Below are 17026 nucleotides of genomic sequence, written 5' to 3'. Positions count from 1 at the left end.
GCCGCATGAGCATCGCCTGGGCCCTGTTCGTACCCGCCTGCTTCGCCCTCAACCTGGCGCCGGGGCCGAACAACCTGCTGTCGCTGAACAACGCCGCGCGGCACGGTTTCGCCACCGCCTCGCTGGCCGGCGGCGGGCGCCTGCTGGCATTCGCCGGCATGCTCGCCCTGGCCGCCTCCGGGCTGGCGCTGGTGCTGCACACCTCGGCCTGGCTGTTCCTGGCGATCAAGCTGCTCGGCGCTGCCTACCTATTGTGGCTTGCGCTGCAATTGTGGCGGGCCGATGCGCAGCCACTGGCGAACGAAGCCAGCCCGGCGCGTCCCAGCCTCTGGCGCCTGGGGCGCCAGGAGTTCCTGGTGGCGGCGGGCAACCCGAAAGCGATCCTGATCTTCACCGCCTTCCTGCCGCAGTTCGTCGATCCCGGCCAACCGCTGGGCGCCCAGTTCGCCCAGCTCGGCGCGGCATTCCTGCTGCTCGAATGGCTGGCCATCGCTCTTTATTCCTATGCCGGGCTCCACCTCGGCCGGCTGCTCGCCGGCCAGCGGGCCCGGCGTCTGTTCAACCGCGGTTGCGCCGCGCTGCTCGGCAGCGCGGGGCTGGGCCTGCTGCTCAGCCGCCGTCCGGCCTGACCGTTCCACTCCGTTTCGAGGAAACCCACATGTCGCAATCCCTGTTCAGCCTGGCCTTCGGCGTCGGCACCCAGAACCGCCAGGAAGCCTGGCTGGAAGTGTTCTACGCGCTGCCGCTGCTCAAGCCTTCGAGCGAAATCGTCGCTGCCGTCGCACCGATCCTTGGCTACGCAGCCGGCAACCAGGCGCTGACCTTCACTTCGCAGCAGGCCTACCAGCTGGCCGACGCCCTGAAGGGTATCGACGCCGCTCAGTCGGCCCTGCTCTCGCGCCTGGCGGAAAGCCAGAAGCCGCTGGTCGCCACCCTGTTGGCGGAAGACGCCGCGCCGTCCTCCACCCCGGAGGCCTACCTCAAGCTGCACCTGCTCTCCCACCGCCTGGTCAAACCGCACGCTGTGAACCTGAGCGGCATCTTCCCGCTCCTGCCGAACGTGGCCTGGACCAACATCGGCGCGGTGGACCTGGCCGAACTGGCCGAACTGCAACTGGAAGCGCGACTGAAGGGCAAGCTGCTGGAAGTCTTCTCCGTCGACAAGTTCCCAAAGATGACCGACTACGTGGTCCCGGCCGGCGTACGCATCGCCGACACCGCCCGCGTGCGCCTGGGCGCCTACATCGGTGAAGGCACCACGGTGATGCACGAAGGTTTCGTCAACTTCAACGCCGGCACCGAAGGCCCGGGCATGATCGAAGGCCGCGTATCCGCCGGCGTGTTCGTCGGCAAGGGGTCGGACCTGGGCGGCGGCTGCTCGACCATGGGCACCCTTTCCGGTGGCGGCAACATCGTCATCAGCGTCGGCGAAGGCTGCCTGATCGGCGCCAACGCCGGCATCGGAATCCCGCTGGGCGATCGCAACATCGTCGAGGCCGGCCTGTACATCACCGCCGGCACCAAGGTCGCCCTGCTCGACGAGCAGAACGCTCTGGTGAAAGTGGTCAAGGCCCGCGACCTGGCCGGTCAGCCCGACCTGCTGTTCCGCCGCAACTCGCAGAACGGTGCGGTGGAGTGCAAGACCAACAAGACCGCCATCGAGCTGAACGAAGCGCTGCACGCGCACAACTGAGCCCAGCTCGCCTCCCCGCTCGCCCGACGGCGCTCGCCAGCGCCGCCGGGTGCGCTACCCTTTCCCCTGTAACCGTCCTCGCACAGTGTCCGCCATGTCCCTGCCGTCTCCCTGGCGCGCCGACTTTCCGGCCTTTTCCGCCTTCGCCGCGGAAGGCCTGACCTACCTCGACAGCGCCGCCACCACCCAGAAGCCACAGGCCGTACTCGACGCCCTGAACGGCTACTACCTTGGCGGCGCCGCCAACGTCCACCGCGCCCAACATGTCCCCGGCGAGCGCGCCACCCGGGCCTTCGAGGCCGCGCGCAGCCGCGTCGCCCACTGGCTGCACGCCGGCAACCCGGCCGAGGTGCTGTTCACCCGCGGTACCACAGAGGCGATCAACCTGGTGGCCTATGGCCTGGAGCGGCATTTCCGGCCTGGCGACGAACTGCTGGTCAGTGCCCTGGAACACCATGCCAACCTGCTTCCCTGGCAGCAGTTGGCCCTGCGCCGCGGCCTGGTCCTGCGCGTATTGCCGCTGGACGAGCGCGGGGTGATCGACCTGGAGCAGGCTCGCCATATCATCGGCGAGCGTACCCGCCTGCTGGCGATCAGCCAGTTGTCCAACGTTCTCGGCACCTGGCAACCGGTGGTGGAGTTGATCCAGCTGGCCCGCGAGCGCGGTGCCTGGACCCTGGTCGACGGCGCCCAGGGCAGCGTCCACGGACGCCACGACCTGCCGGGCCTGGGCTGCGACTTCTACGCATTCTCCGGCCACAAGCTCTACGGCCCCGACGGCATCGGCGTGCTCTGGGGTCGCCCACAGGCCCTGGAGCAACTGGCGCACTGGCAGTTCGGCGGCGAGATGGTACGCCACACCGGCTTCCACGAAGCCAGCTTCCATGCCGCTCCGCTCGGCTTCGAGGCGGGCACCCCGGCGGTTTCCGCGGCGATCGGCCTGGGCGCGACCATCGACTGGCTGGCCACCCTGGACGAAGCCGAAGTCGCCGCCCACGAAGGCGCCCTCCACGCCCGCCTGCTCGCCGGCCTGCTGGCGCGCGACGGCGTCAGCCTGCTCGGCGAACCGCAGGCGGCGCTGGCTAGCTTCTGCGTCGACGGCGTGCACGTCGCAGATCTCGCCCACCTGCTCGGCGAACAGGGCATCGCGGTGCGCGCCGGCCACCATTGCGCGATGCCGCTGCTGCAACGCCTCGAGGTACCCGGCGCCCTGCGTGTCTCGCTGGGCTTGTACAACGATGCCGACGACCTGGAGCGCTTCTTCCTGGCCCTCGACCGCTCACTGGAGTTGCTGCGATGAACCCGGTTCTCCCCGAACAGGCCCAGGAGGCACTGGACGCCTTCGGTCACACCGCCAGTTGGGAACAGCGTGCGCGTCTGCTGCTGCAATGGGGCGAGCGCCTGGCGCCGCTCGCGGAACACGAACGCCAGGAAGAGCATCGCGTGCACGGTTGCGAAAGCCTGGTCTGGCTGCTCGGCGAGCAGCGCGACGGCCACTGGCGCTTCCGTGCCGACAGCGACGCGCGCCTGATCCGCGGCCTGCTGGCGGTGCTGCTGGCACGGGTCGACGGCATCGAGACTCGCGAACTGGCGCGCCTGGACCTCAACGACTGGTTCACCTGCCTGGGTCTTTCCCGCCAACTGTCGCCCTCGCGCAGCAACGGCCTGAACGCCGTGCTGCAACGCATGCGCGAACTGGCCGGCCAGACCGCCGGCTGAGCCCGCTCAGCGCGCCAGCAGTTCCGGCAGGTGCCGGGCCAGGGCGCGGTAGCGGTCCTCTTCGATCCGATAGGCCCAGTCAGGATGGGCGGCGACCTCGCCCTCGGCGAAGCCCTCGACGCTCTTCGGCAACAACCAGTATTGCTCGCCCTGGCGCCGAATCTCGCCATCCAGGCGCGCGCCGGAAAACGTCCGCAGGCTGAACACCAGGAGCAATGGCGCCTGTCTGAATCCCACCTGCGCCAGCGGCGCTACATCGGCGAAACGCAGGTCGGCGAACAGCGCCGCCGCGCCGTTGGCCGCTGCCTCATAGGCCAGCTTGCGCCCTGAGGGCAATTGCCGGACCTGCAGGTTCGGCTGCCCGGCGTCGTCGCGATAGAGATCCAGGCGCTCGCCCTTCGGATAGCGCAGTTGCAGTTCGCGCACCCGGGCGAAGGGCAGCGTGGCGATCCGCCGGTCGAGCCACTCCAGTTCGTTGTTCGGCAACGGCAGCCGCTTGTCGATCAGCCAGGCCTGCGGATCGCCCAGTCGTCGTACGAAGCTACCGCCATGCTGCGCATCCTTGCCTACCAGCAGCACCAGAGGCTCGCTGGACTGCCGCTGCAGGCTCAGGCGTAGCGCCTGCCCCTCGCCACGCTCCGCCAGGCCAAGCAGCGCGTGGTTCTTCGGGTTGGCGCTCTTCGCCTCGACCTTGCGCGCCTCTGCCAGTGCCTCGAGCAGCGCCGACAAGCGTAGCCGATCGGCCGGATAGTCGGCCTTGGCCGGCAGGACCCACGCGCCCGCACGCCGCTCGACCCGGATATCCGGCGAACCGTCGGCAAACTGCACGTGCAGGCCACTCAGCGTCGCGCTGTCCAGTTCCGGCAGCCAGCGCTCTGCCACCGGCAAGGCAGGTACCTCGGCTGCGCGCTCGCGCTGCAGCCAGGCGAAGGTTCCGGCCAGCGCCGCCACCAGCGCCAGCAGGACGATCAGCGTATTGCGCCGCATGCGTCAATGCCCTCCCCGGGCCATGCGCCGGCGCCGCCAGAGCCAGCCGAGCAGCACGCCGACCGTGAGCAAGGAGGGAACCAGGGCGATATTGACCAGCTTCAGGGTGCGGCCCAGTGCGTCGATATCGGCGTTCAACTGGTACTGCACCTCGCGCAGCTCCTTGCGGATGCGCAGCTTCTCCTGCATGTACTGGCGCACCGTGGCCTGCTGTTCGGGCGTCAGTTCGACGGCCTTCTCCGGGGCGGCGCCCTGCTGGAGGGCGGCGAGTTGCTGCTCGGTATCGGCGAGGCGCTGCTTGAGCTGCTCCTCCTTCTGCCGAAAGCTCGTCTCGGCCTCGCGCTGCAGGCGCTCGACCACCACGAACGGCCGGCTGAACCGGCCGCGGGAGCGCACGCTGATCAGCGCGTCGGTGCCCGACAGGTTGTCCAGCGCGTTGACCACCAGCGCGCCGTTGTCGGCCCAGGGCTGCGGCACGCGCTGGCCGAAGAAGTCCTGCACCTGGACCCACATGCGATCGCTGAGCAGGTCGGTATCGGCCACGACGATGACATTGATGTTGCGCGCCTCCTTCAGGCCTTCGCGATGCCCCTCGATGCCCTCCGCGAAGGCACTCTTCGCCGGCCCCTGGATACGGGCGGCGAGAGTATGCCGCCGGCCGCTCGGGCGCAGCTCGCGCATCAGATCGCCGGGGTCACGCAGCAGGCCGAAGCGCGAGGTATCGAACGGCATCGCCTGGGCCGAGCTTTGCAGCAAAGGCGTGAAGCTGGTGCTCGCTCCGGGGAGCCTTTCGAGGATGCCGGGCGTCGCCAGGGTCAGGCTTTCCAGGCCGGCAGTGGCGATGTCGTCCTGATCCAGCGCCTCGCGCGGCAAGCTGAGCCAGGCCGGATGCCGGGCCGGACGCTGGTCCCGGCCAAGACTGATGGACATCGCATAGGCGCCGTCGCCGAGTACCTTGCCCGGCAGCAGGCGCAGCCCCCAGGCCTCGAACAGCGGCGCGAGGTCGGACGACTTGTCGCCATCCAGCGTAGCGGCGAAATCACTGCCGCTGTCGGCCTCGCTGAAGGGGTCGACGAACGCCAGCAGCTTGCCCCCGCGCAGGACGAACTGGTCGATGGCGTATAGCGTCTGCTCGGGTAACTGCTTGGGATGCACCAGCAGCAGCACCGAGACCTCCGGCGGGATTTCCGTGGCATCGCTCTTGAGGCTGCGCAGGTCGAATTGCTGGCGGATTTCCTCCATGACCATCCACGGCGAGGTCGGCTGCCGGCTGGCCATGTCGAAGCCGCCATTGAGCGGCAGCGACGACATCAGGCCGACCACCGGCCGCTGCGGCTGGGCCAGGGTCTGCACCAGGCGGCTGATGTCGTATTCGAGGAACTCCTCCTGATCGAGCGGGAAGAAGGGTATGACCTGGACTCCGTCCAGGGCGTTGCTGCCGGCCAGACCGAAGTACAGGTTGTCGCCGCCCTGCTGCAGGGGAATTCCTTGCAGGCCGAACTCGGTGGCCTTGTCCTCGTTCTCGGAGAACGGCTCGGGATCGATCACCTGCAGGCGAATCCTGCCGTTCGCCTCGCGCTCGTAGGCGCGCAGCAGTTCCTCGACGCGCCTGGCGTAGTTGCGCAGCGGCACCAGTTCCCGGGCACCGCTATCCGAATAGAAGAAGTACAGGTTGATCGGCTCGTCGAGGCCGGCCAGGATCCGCTTGGTGCCGGGGCTGATGGTGTAGAGCTTCTGCTCGGTCAGGTCGAGCCGCGCGCCGCTGAACAGCAGGCCGGAGACCATGTTGAAGGCCAGGAACGCCAGCGCGATCAGCAACAGCCCGGCGCCAGAGGACAACACGCGTTTCATCGACTCCCCCTCATTCGGCTTTCTTCAGCTCGACCGCCACCGCCGTGGCGGCCAGCCAGGCGACGATCAGGCTGACGAAATACAGCAGGTCGCGCAGGTCGATGACGCCCTTGCTGACGGCATCGAAGCGGGTCAGCAGGCTCAGCGAGGCCACCGCATCGAGCAACCACTGCGGCGCCCACTGGCTGAACGCATCGAGCACCAGCGGAAAGCCGCTGAGCATGAACAGGAAGCAGGCGGCCACGGCGAGGATGAAAGCGATCACCTGGTTCTTCGCCAGGGCCGACATGCACGAACCGATGGCCAGGTAGCCGCCGGCCAGCAGCCAACTGCCCAGGTAGCCGGCGAGAATCGCACCGTTGTCCGGCTCGCCCAGGTAGTTCACCGTGAGCACCATGGGGAAGGTCAGCAGCAGCGCGATTCCGGCGAACGCCCAGGCGGCCAGGAACTTGCCGGCCACGGCTTCGAAGCGGGTCAGCGGCAGGGTCATCAGCAGCTCGATCGAGCCGGACTTGCGCTCCTCCGCCCACAGGCGCATGGCCAGCGCGGGAACCAGGAACAGGTAGAGCCAGGGATGGAAGGCGAAGAAGGAGGCCAGGTCGGCCTGGTTGCGTTCGTAGAAGTTGCCCAGGTAGAAGGTGAACACGCCCGCCAGGACCAGGAAGATCACGATGAACACATAGGCCAGCGGCGTGGCGAAATAACTCGCCAGCTCGCGCTTGAAGATCACCGGCAGTTGCTTCATGCCTCCGTCCCCCGGGTCAGGTTGCGGAATACCTCGTCGAGCCGGCCGCGCTCCACGTCCAGTTCGCGGATCCGCCAGCCGCGCTCGGCGACCAGCCCGCTGACCTGGGGAAAGATCACCGCGCCCGGCTGCGCCAGGACGGTCAGGCTGCCTTCGGCGGGGTTCTCCTCGATGCCCGCCACGCCCGGCAGCACCGCCAGCGCCACGGTATCCAGGGGGTCGTCGCTGTAGAGCGTCACCGCCTGGTGGTAGCGCGAGCGGCTGGCCAGCTCCAGCGGCGTGCTGTCCGCCAGCAGCCGCCCGCCGCCGATCACCAGGGCGCGGCTGCACAGCGCCGAGACTTCCTCGAGGATATGGGTGGAGATGATCACGATGCGCTCCTGCGCGAGGCCGCGGATCAGTTCGCGGACCTGGTGCTTCTGGTTCGGATCGAGCCCGTCGGTGGGCTCGTCGAGCACCAGCGCCCGCGGTTCGTGGAGGATCGCCTGGGCCAGGCCGACACGCCGGCGGAAGCCCTTGGAGAGGGTTTCGATGGTCTGCCGGCGCACCTCATCCAGTTCCAGCAGCCCCAGTGCCCGGGCGACCCGCTCGCGCTTGTCGGCACCACGGTAGCCACGGATCTCGGCGATGAAATCGAGGAAGCCCTGCACGGTCATTTCCACGTAGCAGGGCGAACCTTCCGGGAGGTAGCCGATCAGCCGCTGCGCCTGCAGCGTGCGGCTGCGGATGTCGAAGCCGAAGATGCTCGCGGTGCCGGCGCTGGGCGCCAGGAAGCCGGTGAGCATCTTCATCGTGGTGGACTTGCCGGCGCCGTTCGGACCGAGGAAGCCCAGTACCTCCCCCGTCGCCACCTGGAAGGACAGGTCGTCCACCGCCACCCGCGAGCCGAAGCGTTTGCCGAGGTTTCTTGTTTCGATCATGGTCCCCTACCTGTTCCGGCGGCCGCCGCCATGTCCGGCCAGGGCCGCGAAAAACGCGCAGGGACTATAGCCGAAGCGCCCCGCCGCCTGGCAATACGGGGCATCGGGAGAACCTTGGCAAAACGTGACAGAACCCGAACGCCTGCCGAAGGTTCTACATTCGCAACCTGTTCGCCGCCGTTCGCCGTAGGACGCGTTGCGTTCTTTTGCGGCCCTCCGGGGATTGCGGCAAACTAGCCGCGCCCGTCACGCCGGGTCCCGATCAACTGCCAGTAGACACCGTATGCCCCGCTACCCTTTCCGCCGCTTTGGTTTTGGCGCCCTGCGCCGCCTGCTGTACCTCTGGGTACGCTCGGAAACCATCAACCAATCGGCCTTCACCCTGAAGATCGACCGCAGCAAGCCGGTGCTCTACGTGCTGCAACAGCCTTCGGTCAGCGATCTCGCGGTAGTGGATACCGAATGCCGCAAGGCCGGGCTGCCGCGTCCGGTGATGCCGGTAGCGGTAGGCGACGCCATCGAGCCGGCGGCGTTCTTCTACCTGACGCCCGAACCCGACTGGCTCGGCCGCCAGGACAAGCGCGGCGCCTCGCCGACCCTGGTGCGCATGCTCGCCGCGGTCGGCCAGAACGGTCTCGACGACGCGCAGATCATTCCGGTCAGCGTGTTCTGGGGACAATCGCCGGACAGCGAATCGAGCCCCTGGAAGCTGCTGTTCGCCGACAACTGGGCGGTCACCGGGCGCCTGCGCAAGCTGGCGCGCATCCTGATTCTCGGACGCAAGACCCGCGTGCAGTTCTCCGCGCCGATCCACCTGCGCGAGCTGGTGGAACAGGGCAAGGGCCACGAACGCACGCTGCGCATGGTCAACCGTATCCTCCGGGTGCACTTCCGCAATCTGAAGACCGCGGTAATCGGTCCCGACCTGTCGCACCGCCGCAACCTGGTCAAGGGCCTGCTGCGCGCGCCGCTGGTACGCCAGGCGATCAACGAGGAATGCGAGAGCGAACGGATATCCCAGGAGAAGGCCGAAGGCATCGCGCTGCGCTACGCCAATGAAATCGCCTCGGACTTCTCCTATCCGGTGATCCGCTTCCTCGAAGTCATTCTCAGCTGGTTCTGGAACAAGCTGTACGAAGGGGTCAAGGTCAACCACATCGAGCGGGTGCAGGACGTGGCCCAGGGCAACGAGATCGTCTACGTGCCCTGCCACCGCAGCCACATCGACTACCTGCTGCTCTCCTACCTGCTGTTCCGCAACGGCCTGACCCCGCCGCACATCGCCGCCGGGATCAACCTGAACATGCCGGTGATCGGCTCGATCCTGCGCCGCGGCGGGGCCTTCTTCATGCGCCGCAGCTTCAAGGGCAACCAGCTCTACACCGCGGTGTTCAACGAGTACCTGCACACCCTGTTCTCCCGCGGCTTCTCTACCGAGTACTTCGTCGAGGGTGGCCGTTCGCGCACCGGGCGCATGCTCCACCCACGCACCGGCATGCTCGCCATCACCCTGCGCAGCTTCCTCCGAGACTCGCGCCGGCCGATCGTCTTCGTACCGGTCTACATCGGCTACGAACGCGTGCTGGAAGGCCGCACCTACCTCGGCGAACTGCGCGGCGCGACCAAGAAGAAGGAGTCGATCTTCGACCTGTTCAAGGTGGTCGGCGCCCTGAAACAGCGTTTCGGCCAGGTCTGGGTGAACTTCGGCGAGCCGATCCATCTCGACCAGTTCCTCGACCGCCACCAGCCCGACTGGCAGGACCAGGACCTCGGCCCGGAATACCGCCCCAACTGGCTGCCGCAGACCACCAACCTGCTGGCCAAGGACGTCGCTCGCCACCTCAACGACGCGGCGGCGATCAACCCGGTCAACCTGGTCGCCCTGGCGCTGCTCTCCACCAGCCGCCAGGCCCTCGACGAAAGCGCCCTGGCGCGAATCCTCGACCTCTACCTGGCGCTGCTGCGCAAGGTGCCCTACTCGCCCAGCGCGACCCTGCCGGACGGCGACGGCCAGGCCCTGATCGAGTACGTGAAGAGCATGAACCTGCTGGCCGAGCAGAAGGACGCGCTGGGCCGCATCCTCTATCTCGACGAACAGAACGCGGTGCTGGCGACCTACTACCGCAACAACGTCCTCCACGTCTTCGCCCTGCCGGCGCTGATCGCCAGCTTCTTCCAGAGCAACTCGCGGATCAGCCGCGAACAGTTGCTGCGCTTCGCCCGCGCGCTCTATCCCTACCTGCAGGCGGAACTGTTCATCCGCTGGAGCCTGGACGAACTCGACGCGGTGATCGACCAGTGGCTGGCGGCCCTGGTGGAGCAGGGCCTGCTGCGCCAGGAGAACGACACCTTCATCCGCCCGGCGCCAAGCTCGCGGCAATACGTGCTGCTGATCCTCCTCGCTCGTTCGGTGACCCAGACCCTGCAGCGCTTCTACATGGCCATCGCCCTGCTGCTCAACGCCGGGCAGAACGCCCTGACCGCCGAGGAACTGGAGAACCTCTGCACCGTGATGGCCCAGCGCCTGTCGATCCTGCATGGCCTGAACGCCCCGGAGTTCTTCGACAAGAGCCTGTTCCGCCACTTCATCCAGACCCTTCTCGACCTGCGTGTGCTGCGCAAGGACGAGGCCGGCAAACTGAGCTACCACGAACTGCTCGGCGAACTGGCCGAAGGCGCCGCCAAGCGCGTGCTGCCGGCGGAGATCCGCCTGTCGATCCGCCAGGTGGCGCTGGAGCGTCCCGCCGAGGAAGCCGCCGCCGAAAGCAACGACGCAGCCGCCAACTGAGACCCGGCGCCCGCCCTGCGAGGGACGGGCGCCGCTCCGCTGAAATATCCTGCGACCTTTCCCTGTTCCGGCCCGGCAACCTATGCTGGTTTCCCGGGTCAGAGGCCCGCTCGTTTTTTGTTCCGTCTGAAAGGAGGCTCCCATGAAAAAACTGCCATTGCTGCTCGCCGCCAGCATCCTCGCCGGCTGCGGTACCCAGCAATCGACTTCGAACGCCAGCTTCGATGGTGAGGTCTTCTACCGCGAGCGTATCGCCCTGCCGCCCTCGGCGCGCCTGAGCGTGAGCCTGGAAGACGTGTCCCTGGCCGACGCCCCTTCGGTGCAGTTGGCCAGCCAGACCCGCGAGATCACCAGCCAGGTGCCGCTGGCGTTCCACCTGGAGTACGACCCGAAGCAGGTCAAGCCGGGCCACAGCTACGCGGTGAGCGCGCGCATCGAGCTGAACGGCCGCTTGCTGTTCATCAACACCACCCGCCACTCGGTGAAACTCGACGGCAGCGACCCGCAGCCCTATCGCGTGCAGGTCGAATCGGCGCGCTGAAGCACACCGCGGCAAGCCGCCGGTGCGAATCGGCGGTTCCCTCCAGTACACTCCACCTCCTATTCGCTACCGGTTGCCGATCCACCTCACGACGAGCGGCCGGATACCCCGTACGTTCCACATCAAGGACGCTGTCATGTTCCGACTCACTGCCCTCTGCGCCGGCCTGCTGCTCTCGGCCAACGCCCTCGCCCTGTCCCTCGCCGACCTGTCGCAGAACGACGCCTCCAGCGGCATGAAGGACGCCCTGACCCAGGGCGCGCAGATCGCCGTCCGCCAGCTTGGCCAGCCGGGCGGCTTCAACAACAACCCGGACGTGCGCATCGAACTGCCCGGCAAGCTGGGCAAGGCGGCGAAGCTGATGAAGCAGTTCGGCATGGGCGCCCAGGTCGACCAGCTCGAGGCGAGCATGAACCGCGCCGCCGAGGCTGCCGTGCCGCAGGCCCAGGGCCTGCTGGTGGAGGCGGTGAAGAAGATGACCGTGGCCGACGCCAAGGGCATCCTCAAGGGCGGTGACGACGCCGCCACCGAATACCTGGACAAGTCCAGCCGCGAACAGCTGCGCGCGAAGTTCCTGCCGATCGTCAAGCAGGCCACCGACGAGGTCGGCCTGGTCAAGCAGTACAACGCCTTCGCCAGCCAGGCGGCGACCCTTGGGGTGGTCGATGCGAAGAGCGCCAACGTCGAGGGCTATGTCACCGAACAGGCCCTCGACGGGCTCTTCGAGATGATCGCCAAGCAGGAGAAGAGCATCCGCCAGAACCCGGCGGCGGCCGCCACCAGCCTGGCCAAGAAGGTCTTCGGCGCGGCCAGGTGAGTCGACGGACGGGGCGCGATCGCCCCGTCCCCTTCTCCCGTCAGGCCCGCGCCTCGTCCTTCTTCACGCGGAACCAGGCGGCATAGAGCGCCGGCAGGAACAGCAGGGTGAGCACGGTGGCGACGATCAGCCCGCCCATGATCGCCACCGCCATCGGCCCGAAGAACACGCTGCGCGACAGCGGGATCATCGCCAGCACCGCCGCCAGCGCGGTCAGCACGATGGGCCGGAAACGCCGCACGGTAGCCTCGATGATGGCGTGCCAGCGATCCAGTCCATGGCTGATGTCCTGTTCGATCTGGTCCACCAGGATCACCGAGTTGCGCATGATCATGCCGGCCAGGGCGATGGTCCCGAGCATCGCCACGAAGCCGAACGGCTGGCGGAACAGCAGCAGGAAAAGGGTCACGCCGATCAGGCCCAGCGGTGCGGTGAGGAATACCATCGCCATCCGCGAGAAGCTGCGCAACTGCACCATCAGCAGGCTCAACACCACCACGATGAACAGCGGCACGCCGGCGTTCACCGAACTCTGGCCCTTCGCCGCGTCCTCCACCGTTCCGCCCACCTCCAGCAGGTAGCCGTCCGGCAGCTCGGCGCGGATCGGTTCCAGGGTCGGGGCGATCTGCGCGACCAGGGTCGCCGGCAGCGAATCGTCGTAGATATCGGCGCGCACGGTGACCGTCGGCAGGCGGTTGCGGTGCCAGATGATGCCCTCTTCGAAACCGTATTCGAGCGTGGCGATCTGCGACAGCGCCACGCTCCGGCCATTCTCGGTCGGCACCGCCAGGCTCGGCAGCAACGACAGGTCGCGACGCTCCTGCTCGGTGCCGCGCAGGAGGATCTCGATCAGCTCGTTGTCTTCGCGGAAGAAGCTCACATGCGAACCGGTCAGCGCGCTCTGCAGGAACTGAGACAGGCTGGCGGTGCTCACCCCCAGGGCACGGGCGCGCTCCTGGTCGATGCTCAGGTACACCACCTTGCTCGGCTCTTCCCAATCCAGGTGCACATTCACCACGTGCGGGTTCTCGCGCATCCTGTCGGCGACCTTGCGCGCCAGTTCGCGAACCTGCGGGATGTCCTCGCCGGAAACCCGGAACTGCACCGGATAGCCCACCGGCGGCCCGTTCTCCAGGCGACTGATGCGGCTGCGCAGGTGCGGGAAGTCCTCGTTCATCCGCTCGATCAGCCACTTGCGCAGCGCCTCGCGGCTCTCCAGGTCCTTGGCCAGCACCACCACCTGGGCGAAGCTGGCCGCCGGCAACTGCTGGTCCAGCGGCAGGTAGAAGCGGGGCGAGCCGGTGCCGACGTAGGCCACGTAGTTGTCGATGCCGTCATGGCCCTGCAGCATTTTTTCCAGGCGCTGGACTTCCTCGCCGGTCGAGCGCAGCGAGGCGCCCTCGGCCAGCTTGATGTCCAGCAGCAGCTCCAGGCGCGCCGAGGGCGGGAAGAACTGCTGCGGCACCAGGCGGAACAGCAGCAGCGCGCCGACGAAGGCGGCGAGGGTCAGGACGATCACCGTCTTGCGGTAGCGCACGCACCACTCCACCAGACGCCGGAAGCGCTGGTAGAAGGCCGTTGCATAGGGATCGTAGCCGTCGGCGCTGCCGCCGTGCTTCTGCGCGTGCAGCCTGGCCAGGTCCGGCAGCAGCTTGGCCCCCAGGTAGGGAACGAAGACCACCGCGGCGAACCAGGAGACCACCAGGGCGATGGTCACCACCTGGAACAGCGAGCGGGTGTATTCGCCGGTGCCGGACTGCGCGGTGGCGATCGGCAGGAAGCCGGCGGCGGTGATCAGGGTGCCGGTGAGCATCGGGAAGGCGGTGCTGGTCCAGGCGAAGCTGGCCGCCTTGAGGCGGTCGTAGCCCTGCTCCATCTTCACCGCCATCATCTCCACCGCGATGATCGCGTCGTCCACCAGCAATCCCAGCGCCAGCACCAGGGCACCGAGGGAAATCTTGTGCAGGCCGATGCCGAAGTAATGCATGGCGGCGAAGGTCATCGCCAGCACCAGCGGGATCGACAGCGCCACCACCAGGCCGGTGCGCAGGCCGAGGGAGAAGAAGCTCACCAGCAGGACGATCACCAGCGCCTCGGCCAGCACCCGGATGAACTCGCCGACCCCAGTACGTACCGCCGCCGGCTGGTCGGACACCTTGCGCAGTTCCAGTCCGGCCGGCAGCGACTGCTGCAGGCGGGCGAACTCGGTTTCCAGGGCCTTGCCCAGCACCAGGATGTCGCCGCCCGGCTTCATCGCTACCGCCAGGCCGATGGCGTCCTCGCCCATGAAGCGCATGCGCGGCGCCGGCGGATCGTTGAAGCCGCGGCGAACCTCGGCCACGTCGCCGATGCGGAAGGTGCGGTCGCCGACGCGGATGGGGAAGTCGCGGATCTCCTCCACCGAATCGAAACGCCCGGAAACGCGCAATTGCACGCGGTCGCTGGCGGTCTCGAAGAACCCGGAGGAGGCCACCGCGTTCTGTTCCTCCAGCGCCTTCTGCACCGCCGCCAGGGGCAGGCCGAGGGTGGCCAGCTTGGTGTTGGACAGGTCGATCCAGATCTTCTCGTCCTGCAGGCCGATCAGTTCGACCTTGCCGACGTTCCTGATCCGCTGCAATTGCAGTTGCAGGCGGTCGGCATAGTCCTTCATCACCGCATAGTCGAAGCCCTTGCCGGTGAGCGCATAGATGTTGCCGTAGGTGGTGCCGAACTCGTCGTTGAAGAACGGGCCCTGGATGCTTTGCGGCAAGGTGGCGCGAATGTCGCTGATCTTCTTGCGGATCTGGTACCAGAGTTCGGGGATCTCGCTGGAATGGATGTCCTCGCGGGCCATGAAGGTCACCTGCGAGACGCCGGGGCGGGAGAAGGACACGATGCGATCGTAGTCGCCGGTTTCCATCAGCTTCTTCTCGATACGCTCGGTGACCTGCCGGGCCACCTCTTCGGCGCTGGCACCCGGCCAGTTGGTCTGCACCACCATGGCCTTGAAGGTGAACGGCGGGTCTTCGCTCTGCCCCAGCTTGCTGTAGGACAGCGCGCCAACCGCGCCAAGCAGGATCATCAGGTACAGGACGATCTGGCGATTCTGCAACGCCCAGGCGGAAAGGTTGAAGGACATGCGACTACTCCTTGGCCGCCAGTTTCACCGTGCGGTTGGCCCGGTCGATCGGACGCACCTGCTGCCCTTCGCGAAGCACCTGGACCCCGGTGGCCACTACCCAGTCGCCAGCCTTCAGGCCTTCGAGCACCGGCACCCGGTCCTCGGCATAGGGACCGGTGCGCACCGGCTGCCGGCGCAGGGTCGAGCTGCCCGGTTCGACCACCCAGACGAACGCCTGGCCGGCCTCTGCGGTCAGCGCCGACAAGGGAACCGATAACGGCACCGCCTCGGCGGCGGCGACGTAGACCCGGGCGCTCTGGCCCAGTTCGGCCGGAGTCGCGCGGTCGTCGAAGGCCACCCGGGCGGCGAAGGTACGCGATTGCGGATCGGCCGCGGGCGAGAGCTCGCGGATATGCCCGGCGAAGCGTCTGTCGCGTTGCGACCAGAGTTCGACCGACACCGGCTGGCCGATGCGGAAACGTTCGAAGCTGTGTTCCGGCAGGCCGATCAGCACCTCGCGCTCGCCGTCGGCGGCCAGGCTGAAGACCGTCTGCCCGGCCGCCACCACCTGGCCCACCTCGACGCGCCGGCTGGCGATCACGCCATCCTGGGGCGAGCGCAGCACGGCGTAGCCGGCCTGGTTGTCGGCGACGTTGAATTCGGCGCGGATCTGCTTCAACCGCGCCTCGCCGGCGCGGTAGCTGTTCTGGATGTTCTCGAACTGGGAATGGCTGACCAGGTTGCGGTCGAGCAAGGTGCGGTAGCGCCGGTACTCGGCGCGCACGGTCTGCAGGTTGGCCTCGGCGGCACTGACCTGGGCCCGCGCCGCCTCCAGTTGCAGGCGCACGTCCTGGGGATCGAGTTCGGCCAGGGGCTGGTCCTTCTTCACCCGCTCGCCGACTTCCACCAGCCGGCGGATGACCTTGCCGCCGATGCGGAAGGCCAGCTCAGGCTCGTGGCGGGCGCGGATCTCGCCGGGAAAGGCCTGGCTCACCTCCCCCGCCGGCTGGGGCTGGACGACGATCGCCGGACGCGCCGCGGCTGGCGGCGGCGTGCCGTTGCCGCAGGCGGCGAGGAACAGGGAGGAAAGCAGGGACAGGGCGACGAGCGGGATATGGCGGTACATGTGACACCTTCCGCAAACTGCGTTCGAGTTCTTATACTGGGCGGTATAGTAAAAATACAGAACCCATCAGTCCAGTATTTCAATTGTATAAGCGCATGTCAGAACCCACCTCCTCCGTCGGTCCCGGCCGGCCCAAGGACCCGGCCAAACGGGAAGCCATTCTCGAGGCGGCCAAGCGCCTGTTCCTCTGCAACGGCTACGACGGCAGCAGCATGGAAGCCATCGCCTCGGAAGCCGGCGTTTCCAAGCTCACCGTCTACAGCCACTTCACCGACAAGGAAACCCTGTTCAGCGAAGCGGTGAAGGCCAAGTGCGCCGAGCAGCTTCCCGCCCTGTACTTCCAGCTGGCCGAAGGCGCGCCGCTGGAAAAGGTCCTGCTGAATATCGCCCGCGGCTTCCACCGGCTGATCAACAGCCACGAGGCGATCGCCCTGACCCGCCTGATGGCCGCGCAGGCCGGGCAGAACCCCAAGCTTTCCGAGCTGTTCTTCGAGGCCGGGCCGAAGCAGGTGATCGACGAAATGGAACGCCTCCTCGAGCAGGCCCGCCGCAGCGGCAAGCTGGCGTTCCCGGACGCGCGCCACGCCGCCGAACACTTCTTCATGCTGGTCAAGGGCTGCGCCAATTACCGCCTGTTGATCGGCTGCGCCGAACCGCTGGACGAGGCCGAAGGCGAGCGGCACGTGGAAGAAGTGGTGGCGCTGTTCCTGCGCGCCTTCGCCGCGGGCGGCTGACGCGG

General features: G+C 67.5%; 14 protein-coding genes. 8 read left to right on the top strand and 6 right to left on the bottom strand.

Annotation, left to right across the window (positions count from 1 at the left end):
- Positions 1–5: 5 nt before the first annotated feature.
- The 4 genes from HMPREF2924_RS30115 to HMPREF2924_RS30100 all read left to right on the top strand — a co-directional run bounded on the left by HMPREF2924_RS30115 (position 6) and on the right by HMPREF2924_RS30100 (position 3412).
- On the top strand, positions 6–629 hold the full coding sequence (locus HMPREF2924_RS30115; protein WP_003092427.1) for a LysE family translocator: 624 nt from the start codon (positions 6–8) through the stop codon (positions 627–629).
- Positions 630–658: 29 nt separating this feature from the next.
- Positions 659–1693 (top strand): 2,3,4,5-tetrahydropyridine-2,6-dicarboxylate N-succinyltransferase, encoded by a 1035-nt coding sequence (gene dapD / locus HMPREF2924_RS30110; RefSeq protein WP_003092431.1) that lies wholly within the window; start codon positions 659–661, stop codon positions 1691–1693.
- Between the two features lie 94 nt (positions 1694–1787).
- Complete coding sequence (locus HMPREF2924_RS30105; RefSeq protein WP_003109345.1) at positions 1788–2993, top strand: cysteine desulfurase; 1206 nt, start codon at positions 1788–1790, stop codon at positions 2991–2993.
- Complete coding sequence (locus tag HMPREF2924_RS30100) at positions 2990–3412, top strand: SufE family protein (RefSeq protein ID WP_003092439.1); 423 nt, start codon at positions 2990–2992, stop codon at positions 3410–3412. The genes HMPREF2924_RS30105 and HMPREF2924_RS30100 overlap by 4 nt, the downstream gene beginning before the upstream one ends.
- A gap of 6 nt (positions 3413–3418) precedes the next feature.
- Here the strand turns inward: HMPREF2924_RS30100 and HMPREF2924_RS30095 are convergent, their stop codons facing one another.
- From HMPREF2924_RS30095 to HMPREF2924_RS30080, 4 genes are read right to left on the bottom strand one after another with little or no spacing between them, the layout of a single operon-like run.
- Positions 3419–4399 carry a DUF4340 domain-containing protein gene (locus HMPREF2924_RS30095; RefSeq protein WP_023094558.1) on the bottom strand — a complete coding sequence of 327 codons (981 nt, stop codon included), beginning with the start codon at positions 4397–4399 and terminating at the stop codon, positions 3419–3421.
- 3 nt (positions 4400–4402) lie between these two features.
- Complete coding sequence (locus HMPREF2924_RS30090; RefSeq protein ID WP_003129926.1) at positions 4403–6250, bottom strand: GldG family protein; 1848 nt, start codon at positions 6248–6250, stop codon at positions 4403–4405.
- Positions 6251–6260: 10 nt separating this feature from the next.
- Positions 6261–6995 (bottom strand): ABC transporter permease, encoded by a 735-nt coding sequence (locus HMPREF2924_RS30085; RefSeq protein ID WP_003117479.1) that lies wholly within the window; start codon positions 6993–6995, stop codon positions 6261–6263.
- Entirely contained in the window at positions 6992–7915 is a 924-nt protein-coding gene (locus tag HMPREF2924_RS30080; RefSeq protein ID WP_003129923.1) for an ABC transporter ATP-binding protein, read from the bottom strand. Before HMPREF2924_RS30080 ends, HMPREF2924_RS30085 begins: the two co-directional genes overlap by 4 nt.
- A 283-nt stretch (positions 7916–8198) precedes the next feature.
- Between HMPREF2924_RS30080 and plsB the strand changes: the two genes are divergently transcribed.
- From plsB to HMPREF2924_RS30065, 3 genes are all read left to right on the top strand, one after another.
- A complete protein-coding gene (plsB, locus tag HMPREF2924_RS30075) occupies positions 8199–10703 on the top strand; it encodes a glycerol-3-phosphate 1-O-acyltransferase PlsB (RefSeq protein WP_003129918.1) in 2505 nt (834 codons plus the stop codon).
- Positions 10704–10845: 142 nt separating this feature from the next.
- Entirely contained in the window at positions 10846–11244 is a 399-nt protein-coding gene (locus HMPREF2924_RS30070; protein WP_003119337.1) for a YbaY family lipoprotein, read from the top strand.
- 136 nt (positions 11245–11380) lie between these two features.
- Entirely contained in the window at positions 11381–12061 is a 681-nt protein-coding gene (locus tag HMPREF2924_RS30065; RefSeq protein ID WP_003129913.1) for a DUF4197 domain-containing protein, read from the top strand.
- A gap of 40 nt (positions 12062–12101) precedes the next feature.
- Here the strand turns inward: HMPREF2924_RS30065 and mexK are convergent, their stop codons facing one another.
- Entirely contained in the window at positions 12102–15179 is a 3078-nt protein-coding gene (gene mexK / locus HMPREF2924_RS30060; RefSeq protein ID WP_003129911.1) for a multidrug efflux RND transporter permease subunit MexK, read from the bottom strand.
- A 4-nt stretch (positions 15180–15183) separates the two neighbouring features.
- The gene (gene mexJ / locus HMPREF2924_RS30055) at positions 15184–16287 is read right to left on the bottom strand and encodes a multidrug efflux RND transporter periplasmic adaptor subunit MexJ (protein WP_003129909.1); all 1104 of its coding nucleotides are present in this window, start codon (positions 16285–16287) and stop codon (positions 15184–15186) included.
- A gap of 95 nt (positions 16288–16382) precedes the next feature.
- On the opposite strand from mexJ, the gene mexL reads away from it, so the two are divergent.
- Positions 16383–17021, top strand: coding sequence for an efflux system transcriptional repressor MexL (gene mexL, locus HMPREF2924_RS30050; RefSeq protein ID WP_003098648.1), 639 nt, complete (start codon positions 16383–16385; stop codon positions 17019–17021).
- Positions 17022–17026: the final 5 nt, after the last annotated feature.

This window comes from Pseudomonas sp. HMSC063H08 (genome assembly GCF_001813645.1).
GTDB lineage: Bacteria > Pseudomonadota > Gammaproteobacteria > Pseudomonadales > Pseudomonadaceae > Pseudomonas > Pseudomonas aeruginosa.
The sequence above is the reverse complement of the archived record's forward strand: the minus strand, read 5'-3'. Positions and strand labels throughout refer to the sequence as shown.

Coding starts and splice junctions, on each gene's coding strand:
- HMPREF2924_RS30115 (WP_003092427.1), top strand. CDS start 6: ATGAGCATCGCCTGGGCCCTGTTCGTACCCGCCTGCTTCGCCCTCAAC.
- dapD (WP_003092431.1), top strand. CDS start 659: ATGTCGCAATCCCTGTTCAGCCTGGCCTTCGGCGTCGGCACCCAGAAC.
- HMPREF2924_RS30105 (WP_003109345.1), top strand. CDS start 1,788: ATGTCCCTGCCGTCTCCCTGGCGCGCCGACTTTCCGGCCTTTTCCGCC.
- HMPREF2924_RS30100 (WP_003092439.1), top strand. CDS start 2,990: ATGAACCCGGTTCTCCCCGAACAGGCCCAGGAGGCACTGGACGCCTTC.
- HMPREF2924_RS30095 (WP_023094558.1), bottom strand. CDS start 4,399: ATGCGGCGCAATACGCTGATCGTCCTGCTGGCGCTGGTGGCGGCGCTG.
- HMPREF2924_RS30090 (WP_003129926.1), bottom strand. CDS start 6,250: ATGAAACGCGTGTTGTCCTCTGGCGCCGGGCTGTTGCTGATCGCGCTG.
- HMPREF2924_RS30085 (WP_003117479.1), bottom strand. CDS start 6,995: ATGAAGCAACTGCCGGTGATCTTCAAGCGCGAGCTGGCGAGTTATTTC.
- HMPREF2924_RS30080 (WP_003129923.1), bottom strand. CDS start 7,915: ATGATCGAAACAAGAAACCTCGGCAAACGCTTCGGCTCGCGGGTGGCG.
- plsB (WP_003129918.1), top strand. CDS start 8,199: ATGCCCCGCTACCCTTTCCGCCGCTTTGGTTTTGGCGCCCTGCGCCGC.
- HMPREF2924_RS30070 (WP_003119337.1), top strand. CDS start 10,846: ATGAAAAAACTGCCATTGCTGCTCGCCGCCAGCATCCTCGCCGGCTGC.
- HMPREF2924_RS30065 (WP_003129913.1), top strand. CDS start 11,381: ATGTTCCGACTCACTGCCCTCTGCGCCGGCCTGCTGCTCTCGGCCAAC.
- mexK (WP_003129911.1), bottom strand. CDS start 15,179: ATGTCCTTCAACCTTTCCGCCTGGGCGTTGCAGAATCGCCAGATCGTC.
- mexJ (WP_003129909.1), bottom strand. CDS start 16,287: ATGTACCGCCATATCCCGCTCGTCGCCCTGTCCCTGCTTTCCTCCCTG.
- mexL (WP_003098648.1), top strand. CDS start 16,383: ATGTCAGAACCCACCTCCTCCGTCGGTCCCGGCCGGCCCAAGGACCCG.